The following is a 14,392-nucleotide window of genomic DNA, read 5'->3' as shown; positions in this document are numbered from 1 at the left end:
CTCTACGCCGCGGCGTTGACACGCCACCGAACGGATGCGTCAGCCGGCCTCGTCTGGAGCCTTGATGTAGGCCAGGTCGGCCTTCGTCATCGCCCACCGCACGTCGTCGGCGGTGAAGAGGTAGCTGTCGCCGAAGCCTTCCGAGTCGCCTGGCCCACTGGTCGCCGGCATCGCGAGGTAGACGCCCTCCGGTGCGTCGACGCGCTGGTAGCCCTCAGCGACGAGCACCTGCTGCGCAGCGGTCGCGGCATCCGTCCCGATGGGCGTCCACGCGAGATCGATGAGGTTGTCGGTCGCGAGGTCGGGGGATTCGCCCCAACGGCAGACGATCGCGCCCTCAGGGGCTCCGTCGGGGAAGCGATCGAACGGCCGCGCGCCGATCTGCTCGTTCTGGGTCTCCCACGAGATCCAGCCGTTCTGCGCCATCATCGCCTGGAACTCCTGGGTGGACGTGGACTCGCACGTCGCCGCGGCCGGCTCAGCCACGGGAGCAGCCGAGGGCGTGGGGGAGGCGGGTTCAGCGGCCGAGGGAGTGGCTGTCGGCGTCGGCGTGGCAGTGGGAGTAGGTGTGGCGGACGGCTCGCCGGCCCCACTCAGCACCACCACCAGGACGATCAGTGCAACGGCGAGCACAGCGATGACGCCGATCAGGATGCCCCAGCCGCGCTTGCTCATCGCCCCAGGCTATCCACGGCGACGGCATCGGGCGGGGAGCGGAATTCCGGATGTCGCGAAACCGTTGTAGTCTGGGATGCTCGGATGCCACGGCCTCCGTGTTGAAAACTCCACAGTGTGACAGCGGCCCCTTCGAAAGAAGGACCTCGACAGAGGACACGGGGATGATCGGTTTCGACATCGCCTGCGATTCTGCGAGAAGCGGGCCGAGGATGCAGGGTTATCTCGTAAACGACCTCTGCAAAACCATAATTGCCGATGCAAATCGCAATGACTTCGCCCTCGCTGCATAAGCGAGCCTGAAGTCCGTGAGACCGTAGGCGTTCCCGCTACGGACCCTCGCGTCATCTAGGGGACTTGCTGCGTGACGGCGTCTGGACGTCACGCGGGACTCTTCCCAGGCTGGGCTCGTCGACTTAGGTGTCTGTGACAAAGGTCGGAGCCGAGCAGAACGCTTTCACAGACTGCGCCCGGAGAATGCGCAGATTTACAGCGATGGACGGGGGTTCAATTCCCCCCATCTCCACGAACCGCTGTCACAGGAGTTTGATGAAGGCCCAGGAGCGTATGCACCTGGGCCTTCGTCATGATCGGTCGGCCCAGATATCTTCGATCGGGATCTCCCACCCCAGGATGTTCGACGCCGCACGGTGGCCGGAGTACAACGCGCCGGGAACCGTTGCCGGGTCATCTGTCCAGGTGGCCTCGCCGGCGATGTGGATGACGCCACCGACGGGCGTCGCGAGGTCATCGTGGTCGGCGGTCGCCGACCCCACCGCCATGTACGCGTACGCGCCATGAGCGAAGGGGTCATCCTGCCAATCTGTGATGCGCACGCTCGTCGGCTCCTGGACACGGTCGCCGTATAGGCGGCGCAGCTGACGGAGGACCGACTCGACAACGTGCTCGTCACTCCAGCCCCGCGTGTGAACGGCGGCCGGTCCGGCGGCGAACGTCAGCAGGGTGGGCGTCCCATGCAGACCGGTGAGGTCGTACCAGGAGTGCCACCAGGCACCCTCGGGGCCCTGCTGCCGGATCGCGTAGACATCGTCGTCCCAGAACTTGGCAGGAAACCGCAGGAAGACCTTCTCGAAGGCGTTCATCCGCAGGCGAGCCAGAGCGCCTGCGTTGGGCTGGGGGAGCGGCGGTTCGATGACGAAGTCGTCCGACTGCAGTACGCCGACCGGCACCGTGACCACGGTGCTGTCCGCAGTGAGCGTCCCGTGGTTGGTCATGACGGTCACTCCGTCAGCCGACCACCACACGTGCGAGACGACGTTCTCGAAGCGGATGTCGAGCCCCGCCGCGAGCTGTGCGGCAAGTCTGTCGTACCCGTCGGGGAAGACCACCTCGTCGCCGTCCACGGTGTCGTCATCGAGGCCGTGCGCGGCGAGATCCTCGATCCACGCCCCGTACTGCTCCTCCGAGCGGTGCTCCATGTACTCGCGCACGTGCTGTGCGCGATCCTCTGCCCAACCCTGCTCAGCGATGGCGGCATCCGTCACGTCGCGGTACGAGGCATCCGGATCCGACTCCGCGATGACCCCCACGAGGGTGGCATCGACCGCGTGGATGTCGTCGATGAAGCGCTGTGCCGCGGCATCCGACAGCCGTTCGCCATCCGGGGCATAGTAGGCGATCGGGCGACTGTCGGGCTGATAGCCGCCGACCGTGAATTCCACTGTGCGCATGCCGAAGGCCTCGGCCGCCGCGGCGACCGGGCTGTCGTTGATGCCGTGGATCCAGGATGCGCCGAGGTCGGTGACGAGGCCGTCGGTGCGATCAGTGTGGACTCGACCGCCCACGCGGTCGCGGGCCTCGAGCACCACGACGCGGCGCCCGGCTCTGGCAAGCAGCCGCGCGGCCGTCAGGCCGGACACCCCGGCGCCGATCACGATTGAATCGAAATGATCCATGCAGACCTCCTACCCAGAGCATGCCTGGTCCCGGCGAAGGATGCCATCCGAGTGATCGCACAGAGGAACGCACAACCGTCAGCGGGAGCGGCGGCGCTCCACGACCGGAGGGTGAGGCGCCGACTCGAGGAGCGAGCGGGCGAGGAGCGTCGATCCCGCCACGGCAGACGGCATGGTCGCCACCGCGCCGAGGGGCACGATGAAGCAGAGCTGCGTCGCGACGCCGAAGCCGACGACTCGCGCACGGTGCTGCCGAAGAAGCTTCCGCCGTTCGGCAGGAGCCATGCCGCGTGCCGTGAGCGCACGGCTGGTCAACTCATCGGCGAGGAGCCAGCCGGTGAACAGCACCGCGAAGACGGTCCCGAGTGCACCGCCCACGACCGGAATCAGGCTCATGAGCGCGGAGAGCAGCGCGATCCCGACGCCGCGGGCGAAGAGCGCAAGCCCGTCCCACAGCGATCGCCAGAACGAGTAATCGCCGTCGATGGCGGAGTCCCCGGCATCCGTCTCCACTGCCTTCCAGATGCGGTCGTAGAAGGGCTCTCCGATGAGGAGCGTGAGCGCCGTGAACGAGATCGCGACCAGCACGAGGGCGGCCCCGAGCACGGCGGTGCCGACCGCCGCCCGGATGACGGTGGCCCAGATTCCGGGCCATCCCTCAGCGAAGGGCGTGAGCGCGACAGTGAGCCCGGGCAGGGATGCGCCCAAGGCGATCAACCCCGAGAGGAACAGTGCACCGACGATCGCCGCGGGAAGGAGGCCGAGCGCCATGAGCCCGGGACGCCGAGGCCAATAGGCGAACCCGCGTCCCAAGAGGGCGACTCCTCGGGCGAATTCGCGCATCGATCGAAGCTTCGCTCAGCGACCGAGCGGGGGGAGGAAGTACTTCCGCGCGAGCGGGGCGACTTCCAGAGTGTCGGCGTCGGCGCGGGTGATCCAGCGCAGCTCGGCGATCTCGGCGCCGACGGCAGGCACCTGCGAACCGATCGTCGCAACGAACACATCAGCCACCACGAGGTGATCCGGTTCGTTCGCCGCGGCTGCCGTGTACTCCCCGAGCGGTTCCAGATCCTGCGGATCGACACGGATGCCGAGTTCCTCTTCGAGCTCGCGGCTCAGGGTCTGCGCACCTGTCTCGCCGGGTTCGGGCTTGCCGCCGGGCTGCATGAACGCGGTAGTGCCGGCCTTGCGCACGAGGAGCAGTCGGCCCTCGACATCCATGATCACCGCTGCAGAGACGTGGATCCTGCGAAGCGCGATGGGGTTGGAGGTCACCCTGGCACGGTAACAGGGATCGCCCATCCGCCCCGACGTAGAATCGCGTGTGCCTCCCGAGAACCCTGCGACCTCTGATCTGCCGCCGAGCGGCATCGACCCGGCGGACCTGGCGGCCACCCTCAAGGTGCTGCGCGGCATGGCCGGACTCGACGAGACCCATCCCGACTTCATCGCCGTCCGCCAGGCGACGGCCGCGATGTTCAAGGCTGTGAAGAAGGTGCGCCGCCGCGAGATCCGCGATGCGATCGCCCAGGCGGACCGTGACGTGGTCGCTGCGACCGCCACCGGCGCTGCCGATCGCATCGACGACGAGACCCGCGGCATCCCGATCTCGACCGCCACCACGGCACCGACGGCGGGCACGCTGCTCAAGCCGCGCGCCTGCTACATCTGCAAGCAGCCCTACACGGTCGTCGATGCGTTCTACCACCAGCTGTGCCCGACCTGCGCGGCGATGAGCCACGCGAAGCGGGATGCGCGCGCCGACCTCACCGGCAAGCGCGCGCTGCTCACCGGCGGCCGGGCGAAGATCGGCATGTACATCGCGCTGCGCCTCCTGCGCGACGGTGCGCACACGACGATCACGACCCGGTTCCCGCGCGACGCGGTCCGCCGCTTCAGCAGCCTGCCCGATGCGCCGGACTGGATCGACCGGCTCAAGATCGTCGGCATCGACCTGCGCGACCCGGCTCAGGTGATCGCGCTCGCCGAGGACGTCGCTGCGGCGGGGAGCCTCGACATCCTGATCAACAACGCGACCCAGACGGTCCGCCGGTCGCCGGGTGCCTACCAGCCGCTCGTCGACGCCGAGCTGGCTCCGCTGCCGACAGGGCGGCTGCCCGAGCTGGTCACATTCGGCCACACGAACGACCAGCACCCGCAGGCGCTGGAGCGCTCGGTGACCGCACACCCGATCCTCGCCGCCGCGGCGGCTCGGGCCGACGAGCTCACCGAGCAGGCGATGACCGCCGGGTCGAGCTCGCTCGAACGACTTGCCGCCGGAACGGCGATCGATGCCGGCGGGCTGATCCCCGACATCCATCACACGAATTCCTGGACCCAGCACGTCGACGAGGTCGACCCCCTGGAGATGCTCGAGGTGCAGCTGGCGAACACCACCGCGCCGTTCCTGCTGGTCTCGAAGCTGCGTCCGTCGCTGGCGGCGAGCAGCGCGCGGCGCACCTACATCGTGAATGTCAGTGCGATGGAAGGCGTCTTCGGTCGCGGCTACAAGGGTCCGGGGCATCCGCACACGAACATGGCCAAGGCGGCCGTGAACATGCTCACGCGCACGAGCGCCCGCGAGATGTTCGAGACCGACCAGATCCTCATGACGAGCGTCGACACCGGCTGGATCACCGACGAGCGCCCGCACCCGACCAAGGTGCGCCTCGCCGAGGAGGGCTTCCACGCCCCGCTCGACCTCGTCGACGGCGCGGCACGGGTCTACGACCCGATCGTGCGCGGAGAGGCCGGGGAGGACGTCTTCGGGGTCTTCCTCAAGGACTACGCACCCGGCTCATGGTAGGTGATCGAGTGGCGAGGAACGAGCGTAACGAGATCCCCGCACCGGGTCATCGAGTGGTCGTGCGCTACCTGCTGCCCACCGGGCAGGCGACGGATGCGCTCGGCGAGCTTGTGAGTGCGGATGCCGAGACCGTCGTCGTCGACGGCAAGCGCGGCATCGAACACATCGCGGTGGCCGACATCATCGCGGCGAAGGAAGTGCCGCCGGCGCCCGAGCCGCGTCGCTAGATCGCCGTCGCCAGCGCGCCGAACCCCATGGCGATGAGGAACGAGAGAACAGCGAGCACGATCGACACGGGCACCATCAGGTTCCGCTCCGGCTTGCTGCGCGAAATCGCGTTCATGACGATGCCGAGCACGAAGTAGCCGAAGATCACCCACATCGCGACCTCGGAGAACGGCTCGGGGAACACGTCGACCGCCCCGACGCGGTCCCACGCGATGACGTCGATCAGCGCGTAGATGAGGACCGACACCGCGCTGCCGACGCGCAGGCGGGCAGGCAGGACGCGGTGCGCACCACCCCAGGCGAAGCGGCCGAGCGGGGCACCGAAGACGAGCGCCAACTGGAAGATCGCGAGCGCGACCAGGACGACGGTGAGCGCGAGCGCGAAAGGCATCGTCCCACCGTAGTGGCGCGGAGCTCAGCCTCCGGACGCGAGCTCCTGGGTGCCGATGACCGACAGCAGCTGCAGCAGGTCGTAGCTCGCGGTCCCCGGCGTCGCCGTCAGCACCAGAAGAGTCTGACCCTGCTCGGGGTCGACCAGGAACTGACACTGCAGTTCCATCATCCCCACCTCGGGGTGCTGCAGGCGCTTTTCGCGTGGTTGCGTACCGCGAACCTCGTGGGTCTCCCAGATCGCCGCAAACTCGGGGCTCTGGGCAAGCAGCGCCTGGACGATCGCGCCGGCACGCGAACGATCGCCGTGCTTGGCATAGACGGTGCGGATGTTCGCGGTGAATTCCCGTGAGTGCAGCGGGTGATCTTCGACGGGGTAGACATCTCGAGCCGACGGCTCCATGAACCAGCGGTAGCCGACGCTGCGCATGAACCCTTCGTACTGCGTCTCGTCGCCGAAGAGGGCTCGTGCGGCCGGTGTCTGCGCGAGGGTCTCGCCGAGCTCCGTCATGACCTGCGCGGGCGTGTCGGCGAGCCGGTCGAGGATCCGCATGATGCCGGGGGAGATGTGGTCGCTGCGCAGAGCCCGCGCCGGCGCCGTGTGACCGGCGAGCCGGAACAGGTGGTCGCGTTCGTCCAGGGTGAGCCGGAGGCCGCGGGCCATCGCAGCGAGCATCTGCTCCGACGGCTGGGGGCCGCGACTCTGCTCGAGGCGGCTGTAATAGTCGACGGACATGTCAGAGAGCCCGGCGACCTCCTCGCGACGGAGTCCGCTGGTGCGTCGGCGTGAGCCGCGCCGCAGGCCCACATCCTCGGGCTGCAGCGCCTCGCGTCGACGACGCAGGAAGTCCGCCAGCTGTGCTCTGTCCATGGTTCGAGTCTCCGAGATGCGGGTGAGGGGAACAAGGGATCGACGATCCCTGGGTGCGGCCCTTCGACAAGCTCAGGGACCGGGCCCGGGCTCAGGGACCGGGCCCGGGCTCAGGGACCGGGCCCCGTCTCAGGGACCGACGGTCACGCCGACCAGGCGCTCCGACAGCTCCCACACCCGGCGCGCGGCATCCGGGCTCTCCAGTCGCGAGTAGAGCGGCTGCTCGGCGGGCAGCCCACTCAGGTGCTGGAAACCCTTGGGGCCGTAGAGACGCCCGCCCACAGCATCCGGACTCGTCGCCGCATAGACAGCCGACAGCGCGGCGGACGCCGGAGTGCCGACCAGGATGCCGCGGCGCGACATCGCCCGGATGAGCTTCACCGCAGCGGTGTCTTCGGGGCGTCCCATACCGGGCTGTGCGGCGAGCAGATTCGTCGGCGTGATTCCGGGATGCGAGAGGTTGCTGCGGATGCCCCAGGCCGCGGCATCCGATCGCCGCTGGAGTTCCATCGCGAACAGGCCGAACGCGATCTTGGATGAGCTGTACGCCTTCATGGCGTCGTAGTCGCGCTGCCAGGTGAGGTCATCCCACTTGATCGCGCCCTGATTCGCCGAGATGCTGACCTGGCTGGTCACGTGCGCTCGCCCGGCTCGGAGCAGGGGCAGCAGCTGCGCGACGAGCGCGAAGTGGCCGAGGTGATTGGTTGCGAACTGCAGTTCGAAGCCGTCGTCGGTCAGCTGCCGGGTCGGCGGGCTCATGACACCGGCGTTGTTGATCAGGATGTCGATCGGTCGACCCTCCGCAAGGAGCACATCGGAGAACGATGCGACCGATTCGAGCGACGCAAGATCGAGCGTGTGGACACGGATGCCGGTACCCGGTGTCCGCTCCCGGATGCGCGCTGCGGCAGCCGCACCCTTGCCGAGGCTGCGGACCGGCATGACGATCTCAGCGCCCGAGCGGGCGAGGCGGGCGGCGATCTCGAATCCGACTCCGTCGCTCGCGCCGGTCACGACGGCGAGGCTTCCGGTGAGGTCGGGGATGGTGATGTCGACGGCTTTCGGCATGATGTGCAGCTCCATGAGTTCGGTGAGGGCTGCCTCCATACTGTGCGGTCGACTCATCCGCGTTCAGGGCGCGCTTACCCATGGATCGCCGATCCATGGCTGCGCCTAGGCTGATTTCCGAACGAACGGAGGTCGAGATGACCGACACACAGGTCGACACGCGGGTCGGCGACGTTCTCGCCGAACTCGCTGCGCTCGAAGACCCGCGCGCGCGCGAAGTCAACGCGCGCCATGGCGACGACCACGGCGTCAACCTCAGCAAGCTCCGCGGCGTCGCGAAGGCGCTGAAGATCGATCAGGACCTGGCAGCGCAGCTCTGGGCGACCGACGACACGGCGGCACGGCTCGTGGCGATCCTGATCAGCCGGCCGAAGCTGTACAGCGCGGCGGAGCTCGATGCGATGCTGCGCGAAGCGCGGGCTGTGAAGGTGCACGACTGGCTCGTGAATTACATCGTCAAGAAGGGCCCCCATCAGGAGGAGCTTCGGGTCGCGTGGCTCGAGGACTCAGATCCGGTCGTCGCGAGTGCCGGCTGGAACCTCACCGCCGACGATGTCGCGAAGCGCCCGGAGCTCCTCGACCTGCCCGCGCTGCTCGACACGATCGAAGCCCAGATGAAGTCCGCCCCCGATCGCCTGCAGTGGGAGATGAACACCACCCTCGCGATGATCGGGATCCACCATCCGGAGTTGCGAGCGCGCGCACTCGACATCGGTGAGCGCCTCGAGGTGCTCAAGGACTACCCGACGCCACCGAACTGCACCTCACCGTTCGCCCCGATCTGGATCGGCGAGATCGTCCGGCGCAACAAGGAATCGAGAACCCCGTGATCACCGTCCATCTGCGCTACGAGATCGACCCCGACAAGCTGCACGAGTTCACGCAGTACGGGCGAGAGTGGATCCGCCTCGTGAACAAGCTCGGCGGCACGCACCACGGATACTTCATGCCGAGCGAGGGCGACAGCGACGAGGCCTTCGCACTGTTCACCTTCCCGTCGATGGCCGAGTACGAGGCCTACCGGATCGCATCGCGCACCGACCCCGAATGCGTCCAGGCGTTCCAATTCGCGCGCGACACGCAGTGCATCCGCCGCTACGAGCGCCGGTTCCAGACGCCCGTCTTCAGCTGACGCGAGTCGGCCGGGTGCCCGACGCCGCACCTAGACTGACCCACGATGGATGCCGCGATCGCAAACGCCCTGGCGCTGGGCCCCGAATCGACGATGAACGATCACACGGTGGACATCACCACGATCGGCGCACGCTCTGGCGAGCCGCGGCGCATCGAGATCTGGTTTCACAACGTCGACGGTGTCGTCTACCTGACCGGCCTTCCGGGCCCGCGCGCCTGGTACGCCAACCTTCTCGCCCATCCGCACTTCACCTTCCACCTCAAGGACGGGGTCCAGGCCGACCTGCAGGCGTTCGCAGCGCCGGTGACCGATCCGGGCGAGCGGGCGAGACTGTTCGCAGCGATCACCACGGGGATCGACGACCTCTACGCCAGACGCGGATCGCATCAGCGCGTGGCACATCCCGACCTCTGGGTCAGTGGCAGCCCGCTCATCCGCGTTACCTTCGACTGACCCTTCCGCAGGGCCGATAGCCTGAGAGCGGCCATATCGAGCATCCGCCCAACGACCGGAGGTTGACCCTTGCCTGAGAACCACGACTCGTCCCCCTGGAAGCGGTTCTGGGATCGCGGCGGCTTCTGGAAGGCCCTCATGCTCGCCGTGGTCTACTACGGCCTCTACCAGTTGGTGGCGGTCGGAGTCTTCTACGCGGTCGGAGACCTGGCCGGCCCCTCCGACAGCCCGCTCGGCATCATCCTCGGCACCGCACTGCCGATCCTCCTGGGCGGAGTCCTGCTCGTGCTCTTCGCATGGTCCATCGGGTGGCTGCGCGAGCTCTTCGGCCCGCAGCCGATCGGCGGACGCGGCTGGATGTGGATAGCGGTCGCTGTGGTGCTGCTCACCAACCTGTTCCGCTTCGCCACGCTCGACTACGCCGCCGCAGGGGCACCGACGGTCTTGGCGTGGCTGTTCGCCGGGCTCTGCATCGGATTCGCCGAGGAGCTGCTCACCCGCGGTTTCGTCGTGAACCTCATGCGCCGGGCCGGCCATTCCGAGATCGTCGTCGCGGTGACCTCGGCTGCGATCTTCGCCGGCCTGCACATCGGGAACGCCTTCGGCGGCCAGCCGATCTTCGCCACCGCCATCCAGGTGGCCTACACCTTCGCGTTCGGCATCTGCATGTATCTCGCGCTGCGGGTGACGGGGAACATCATCTGGCCGATCCTGCTGCACGCCACGACCGACCCGAGCATCTTCCTGCTGACCGCCTACCCGGGCGGTCCCATCAGCAAGATCGCGGCTCTCGGCAACTTCGCCGTGATCATCACAGGGCTCGCACTGGTCGGCTTCATCCGCGGTCGAGTCAGCCCGAAGGCCGTCTACATGGGAGACGCCGTTCCCGTCTGATGAGCTCCGCGCCGGAATGCCACCCGTCACCCGACCGTTGGTGACACGGTGGATTACGGACACGCGCTCGAATTCGGCGCCTTCATCACCCCGACCGCCGCGAACCCGGAGACCCCGGTCCGGCTCGCACAGATCGCCGAGGCATCCGGTCTCGACCTGGTCACCTTCCAAGACCACCCGTACCAGCCGGCGTTCCTCGACACGTGGACGCTCATGACCTTCGTCGCGGCGCGGACCGACAGCATCCGCATCGCTCCCAACGTGCTCAATGTGCCCCTCCGCCCGCCCGCCGTCGTCGCCCGCTCGGCGGCGAGCCTTGACCTGCTCTCGGGTGGCCGCTTCGACCTGGCGCTCGGCTCCGGCGGCTTCTGGGACGCGATCGAAGCCATGGGAGGTGGGCGGCTGACCGCAGGACAGGCGGTGACCGCGCTCGAGGACGCGATCGACGTGATCCGGGAGCTCTGGGACACGAGCGAGCGCCGCGGCGCATTCACCGACGGGAAATACCACCGGGTGCACGGCGCGAAGCGCGGCCCGCGCCCAGCGCACGACATCCCGATCTGGATCGGCGCGTACAAGCCGCGCATGCTGTCACTGACCGGCCGCAAGGGCGACGGATGGCTGCCCTCGCTCGGCTATCTGAAGCCCGGCGATCTCGATCGGGGCAACACATCGATCGACGAGGCTGCGACCTCGGTCGGTCGTGATCCCCGGGAAATCCGCCGACTGCTGAACGTCGGCGCGATCGAGGGCGGCTCCTGGGCGGACCGCCTCGCGGTGATGGCGATCGAGGATGGCATCGGCACGTTCATCCTCGCGGCGGACGATCCCCGCGCCCTGCAGGCGTTCGGCCAGGAGGTGGCGCCCGCCGTCCGTGAGCTGGTGCGGGCCGAGCGCGCGCGTCGCGGCACGGTCGCGGCATCCGGCCGCTCCAGCGTGGCCATCGCCGCGCGCCGCTCCGGCATCGCCTACGACGACGTGCCCGCAGGCCTGCGCGCCATCGAACCGGGCGACTTCGCGTACGAGAACGTGCGTGCGACCTACATGCGCGGAGGAGCACCTGGCATCGTGCTGCAGCCCGACTCCGCCGCGCACGTGGCCGACGCGATCGCGTTCGCTCGCCGGCATCCGGATGCCGCGCTCTCAGTGCGCAGCGGCGGCCACGGGATCAGCGGCCGCAGCACGAACGACGGTGGAATCGTCATCGACCTGCAGAACCTCAATGCGATCGAGGTGCTCGACGAGGAGCGCCGGCTGGTGCGGATCGGACCCGGCGCGCGCTGGGCGGAAGTCGCGGCGGCGCTCGGGGAGCACGGCTGGGCGATCTCCTCGGGTGACTCGGGTGGCGTCGGCGTCGGCGGACTCGCCACCGCCGGCGGCATCGGCTTCCTCGCTCGGGAGCACGGCCTCACCATCGACCACCTGCGCGCGGCGGAGCTGGTACTGGCCGACGGCACGATCGTGCGGACGGATGCCGAGACCCGCCCCGACCTGTTCTGGACCGTGCGCGGCGCGGGGTCGAACATCGGGATCGTGACCGCGTTCGAGTTCGAAGCCGCGGAGGTCGGCGATCTCGGCTGGGCGCAGCTCGTCTTCCAGGTCGACGACACTGCCGCGTTCCTGGAGGGGTTCGGCGGCATCGTCGAGGCCGCACCGCGCGACCTCACCGCGTTCCTCACGATGGGCGGACGCCGAGGCAACGGCCCCCGGGTCGCGCAGATCTCGGCGATGGTGGACTCCGACGATCCTGACACGATCGTCGATCGGCTCCAGCCGTTCGCCGAACTCGCCCCCCTCGCGCAGCAGTCGGTGCAGATCACGACCTATCCTCGCGTGCTCGCGAACGCCGACCTCGGTCCGCACAGCGGCACCGGTGAGCCGCACTCGCGCTCTGCGCTGGTTGCGCACCTCACGCCCGAGATCGCCGCGGCGGCGGAGCGGATGCTGGACGCCGGCGACTCCTACTTCTTCCAGGTGCGGTCGATCGGCGGGGCGGTCGCCGATGTCGCGGTCGAGGCGACCGCGTACGCCCATCGTGCGGCGAACTTCTCGATCGTCGCGATCGGGGTGAATGCCGCGCGATTGGACGGCTCCTGGCGCGGAGTAGCGGCGAACGCACAGGGGTCGTACCTGAGCTTCGACAGCTCGCTGCGGGCCGAGCGGATCGGGGAGGCGTTCCCGCCTCAGACGCTCGAGCGGCTGCGCGCGATCAAGGCGGAGGTCGACCCTGCCGGAATGTTCGCGGACAACTTCTCCGTGGCGACGGACTGAGGTTCGGTCGAGTCAGTTCTGGGGGAACTGCACGAGCAGCAGGCTCTGCTTCGTGTCGGCGTACTTCACCCAGCCGTCACCGAAGAGGTAGGTGCGGCCGTACCCCTCATCATCCGTGGTGACGGCGGTATCGGCGCTCTCGGTGACGTAGACGCCCTCGCGGGAGTCCTCCGTTCGCCAGCCCTCGGCGAGGAGATCCTGCTCGGCGGTTGCCGCCTGGGCCGCGGTGATCGGCGCCCAGCCGAACTGCTGGACCTGCTCAGCGGAGGCGGACAAGTCGCCCCACGTGCACTGCACGCCCTCGGGGACGGCGACGGTCACGGTGCCGACCGTGAACGCATCCTCGAAGTTGGTCCAGCCCAGCGCCTCGAAGTCGGAGACGATCGCCGGAGAGATGATCGTCTCGCAGGTGGGATCCTCGGACGCTGCCGCTGCGGTGTCCGGCGTGGCCCCGGGCTCGGGCGTCGCAGAGGGCGCAACGGCGCTGGGCGCAGTGGTCGCGGTCGGTGCCGCCTCCGGCGCGGCCGCGGCGCAGCCGCTGACGGCGGCCAGCGAGGCTGCGAGGGCGAGGACCGCGGTGAAACGGTGAAGGGGGCGGATCATGCGGGTCTACTCCGTGGGGGCGGGGGGATGCAGGAGGTTCAGGAAGGCGTCGTGCAGACGCCCGTTGGTGGCCAGTGAAGAGCGGTCGCCGATCGAGTCCACACCGTCGAACGACGTGAAGCGGCCACCGGCCTCGGTGATGATCGGAACCATCGCCGCGATGTCGTACTCTTTGACGCCGAACTCCGCGACGAATTCGAGTCGTCCCTCGGCGAGGAGCATGTACGGCCAGGCGTCGCCGTAGCCGCGATCGCGCCAGACCGACCGGCTCAGGCGCAGCAGTGCGTCGGTGTGGCCGGCCTCATCCCACTGCGCGATGCTCTGGAAGCTGACGCTCGCATCAGCGAGGGTCGAGACTTGTGAGACCGCGATGCGCTGGGGCGCGGCATCCGGAGTGTTCGTCCATGCGCCGAGGCCCGTCGCGCCCCACCAGCGTCGGCCGATGGCCGGCTGGCTGGCGACGCCCACGCGCGGCACGCCGTCGATCGCGAGGGCGATGAGCGTCGTCCACATCGGGATGCCCTTGAGGTAGTTCGCCGTGCCGTCGATCGGGTCGATGATCCACTGGCGGGCCGTGTCGCCGGTGACGCCGTACTCCTCGCCGAAGATCCCGTCATCAGGCCGTTCGGCTTCGAGGATCGCGCGGATCGCGCGCTCGGTGGCGAGGTCGGCCTCCGTGACGTGGCTGGCATCCGCCTTCAGCTGCACATCGAGGTCGACGGCGTCGAAACGCTGCATGGATGCCTCGTCCGCGGCATCCGCCAACCTCAGCGCCAGCGCAAGTTCGGGGCGCAGATCACCATCGAACGGCGCGCCGAACGATGATGAAGGGGAGGGGGACACAGGTCAAGGATACCGGGCGTCCGGCGGCTCGATTTCCGAGCGGGCGGGTCGTTCTGGTAACGTAATCCCTCGGTTCGCCTCACGGTGAAACCGAGCACCTCTAGCTCAATCGGCAGAGCAACTGACTCTTAATCAGTGGGTTCTGGGTTCAAGTCCCAGGGGGTGCACCAATAAGAAAATGCCCGGTCAGATGATGAATCTCTGCCGGGCTTTTCTGCGTCCAAAGGGCGAGCAACCAC

The 14,392-nt window shown here is 68.3% G+C and carries 16 protein-coding genes, 1 tRNA gene and 1 other RNA gene; 9 read left to right on the top strand and 9 right to left on the bottom strand.

The features are described 5' to 3' along the window. Positions 1-39 precede the first annotated feature (39 nt). The gene (locus ACXJ3V_RS03250) at positions 40-675 is read right to left on the bottom strand and encodes a hypothetical protein (protein ID WP_457098810.1); all 636 of its coding nucleotides are present in this window, start codon (positions 673-675) and stop codon (positions 40-42) included. Between the two features lie 160 nt (positions 676-835). On the opposite strand from ACXJ3V_RS03250, the gene ssrA reads away from it, so the two are divergent. Then, positions 836-1,204: a transfer-messenger RNA gene (ssrA, locus tag ACXJ3V_RS03245) on the top strand. A gap of 55 nt (positions 1,205-1,259) precedes the next feature. Here the strand turns inward: ssrA and ACXJ3V_RS03240 are convergent. From ACXJ3V_RS03240 to ACXJ3V_RS03230, 3 genes are all read right to left on the bottom strand, one after another. After that, positions 1,260-2,591, bottom strand: coding sequence for a flavin monoamine oxidase family protein (locus ACXJ3V_RS03240; RefSeq protein ID WP_457098809.1), 1,332 nt, complete (start codon positions 2,589-2,591; stop codon positions 1,260-1,262). A gap of 78 nt (positions 2,592-2,669) precedes the next feature. Further along, positions 2,670-3,434 (bottom strand): EI24 domain-containing protein, encoded by a 765-nt coding sequence (locus tag ACXJ3V_RS03235; protein ID WP_457098808.1) that lies wholly within the window; start codon positions 3,432-3,434, stop codon positions 2,670-2,672. A 15-nt stretch (positions 3,435-3,449) separates the two neighbouring features. Then, the gene (locus tag ACXJ3V_RS03230; protein WP_457098807.1) at positions 3,450-3,866 is read right to left on the bottom strand and encodes an NUDIX hydrolase; all 417 of its coding nucleotides are present in this window, start codon (positions 3,864-3,866) and stop codon (positions 3,450-3,452) included. Between the two features lie 49 nt (positions 3,867-3,915). On the opposite strand from ACXJ3V_RS03230, the gene ACXJ3V_RS03225 reads away from it, so the two are divergent. Both ACXJ3V_RS03225 and ACXJ3V_RS03220 read left to right on the top strand, forming a co-directional pair. Next, on the top strand, positions 3,916-5,397 hold the full coding sequence (locus ACXJ3V_RS03225) for an SDR family NAD(P)-dependent oxidoreductase (protein WP_457098806.1): 1,482 nt from the start codon (positions 3,916-3,918) through the stop codon (positions 5,395-5,397). Positions 5,398-5,405: 8 nt separating this feature from the next. Then, positions 5,406-5,624 (top strand): putative acetyltransferase, encoded by a 219-nt coding sequence (locus tag ACXJ3V_RS03220; RefSeq protein ID WP_457098805.1) that lies wholly within the window; start codon positions 5,406-5,408, stop codon positions 5,622-5,624. Here the strand turns inward: ACXJ3V_RS03220 and ACXJ3V_RS03215 are convergent. The 3 genes from ACXJ3V_RS03215 to ACXJ3V_RS03205 all read right to left on the bottom strand — a co-directional run bounded on the left by ACXJ3V_RS03215 (position 5,621) and on the right by ACXJ3V_RS03205 (position 7,954). Then, positions 5,621-6,016 (bottom strand): hypothetical protein, encoded by a 396-nt coding sequence (locus ACXJ3V_RS03215; protein WP_457098804.1) that lies wholly within the window; start codon positions 6,014-6,016, stop codon positions 5,621-5,623. The two genes, ACXJ3V_RS03220 and ACXJ3V_RS03215, sit on opposite strands and share 4 nt — an antisense overlap. A gap of 24 nt (positions 6,017-6,040) precedes the next feature. After that, positions 6,041-6,886, bottom strand: a complete 846-nt coding sequence (locus ACXJ3V_RS03210; protein ID WP_457098803.1) for a helix-turn-helix transcriptional regulator — start codon at positions 6,884-6,886, stop codon at positions 6,041-6,043. 129 nt (positions 6,887-7,015) lie between these two features. After that, on the bottom strand, positions 7,016-7,954 hold the full coding sequence (locus ACXJ3V_RS03205; RefSeq protein ID WP_457098857.1) for an SDR family oxidoreductase: 939 nt from the start codon (positions 7,952-7,954) through the stop codon (positions 7,016-7,018). Between the two features lie 137 nt (positions 7,955-8,091). On the opposite strand from ACXJ3V_RS03205, the gene ACXJ3V_RS03200 reads away from it, so the two are divergent. The 5 genes from ACXJ3V_RS03200 to ACXJ3V_RS03180 all read left to right on the top strand — a co-directional run bounded on the left by ACXJ3V_RS03200 (position 8,092) and on the right by ACXJ3V_RS03180 (position 12,707). Then, positions 8,092-8,784, top strand: coding sequence for a DNA alkylation repair protein (locus ACXJ3V_RS03200; RefSeq protein ID WP_457098802.1), 693 nt, complete (start codon positions 8,092-8,094; stop codon positions 8,782-8,784). Next, on the top strand, positions 8,781-9,086 hold the full coding sequence (locus ACXJ3V_RS03195; protein WP_457098801.1) for an NIPSNAP family protein: 306 nt from the start codon (positions 8,781-8,783) through the stop codon (positions 9,084-9,086). The genes ACXJ3V_RS03200 and ACXJ3V_RS03195 overlap by 4 nt, the downstream gene beginning before the upstream one ends. A gap of 45 nt (positions 9,087-9,131) precedes the next feature. After that, positions 9,132-9,542, top strand: a complete 411-nt coding sequence (locus ACXJ3V_RS03190; protein ID WP_457098800.1) for a nitroreductase/quinone reductase family protein — start codon at positions 9,132-9,134, stop codon at positions 9,540-9,542. Between the two features lie 69 nt (positions 9,543-9,611). Beyond that, positions 9,612-10,436 carry a CPBP family intramembrane glutamic endopeptidase gene (locus ACXJ3V_RS03185; RefSeq protein ID WP_457098799.1) on the top strand — a complete coding sequence of 275 codons (825 nt, stop codon included), beginning with the start codon at positions 9,612-9,614 and terminating at the stop codon, positions 10,434-10,436. Between the two features lie 48 nt (positions 10,437-10,484). Continuing rightward, positions 10,485-12,707 carry an LLM class flavin-dependent oxidoreductase gene (locus ACXJ3V_RS03180; RefSeq protein ID WP_457098798.1) on the top strand — a complete coding sequence of 741 codons (2,223 nt, stop codon included), beginning with the start codon at positions 10,485-10,487 and terminating at the stop codon, positions 12,705-12,707. A 12-nt stretch (positions 12,708-12,719) separates the two neighbouring features. Here the strand turns inward: ACXJ3V_RS03180 and ACXJ3V_RS03175 are convergent, their stop codons facing one another. Both ACXJ3V_RS03175 and ACXJ3V_RS03170 read right to left on the bottom strand, forming a co-directional pair. Next, positions 12,720-13,310 carry a hypothetical protein gene (locus tag ACXJ3V_RS03175; RefSeq protein ID WP_457098797.1) on the bottom strand — a complete coding sequence of 197 codons (591 nt, stop codon included), beginning with the start codon at positions 13,308-13,310 and terminating at the stop codon, positions 12,720-12,722. A gap of 6 nt (positions 13,311-13,316) precedes the next feature. After that, positions 13,317-14,153 carry an inositol monophosphatase family protein gene (locus ACXJ3V_RS03170; RefSeq protein ID WP_457098796.1) on the bottom strand — a complete coding sequence of 279 codons (837 nt, stop codon included), beginning with the start codon at positions 14,151-14,153 and terminating at the stop codon, positions 13,317-13,319. Positions 14,154-14,247: 94 nt separating this feature from the next. Between ACXJ3V_RS03170 and ACXJ3V_RS03165 the strand changes: the two genes are divergently transcribed. Continuing rightward, positions 14,248-14,323, top strand: a tRNA-Lys gene (locus ACXJ3V_RS03165). The last annotated feature ends 69 nt before the right edge of the window (positions 14,324-14,392 follow it).

The organism is Microbacterium sp. P5_E9, from assembly GCF_054049175.1.
This window is presented reverse-complemented; position numbering and strand designations above follow the sequence as displayed.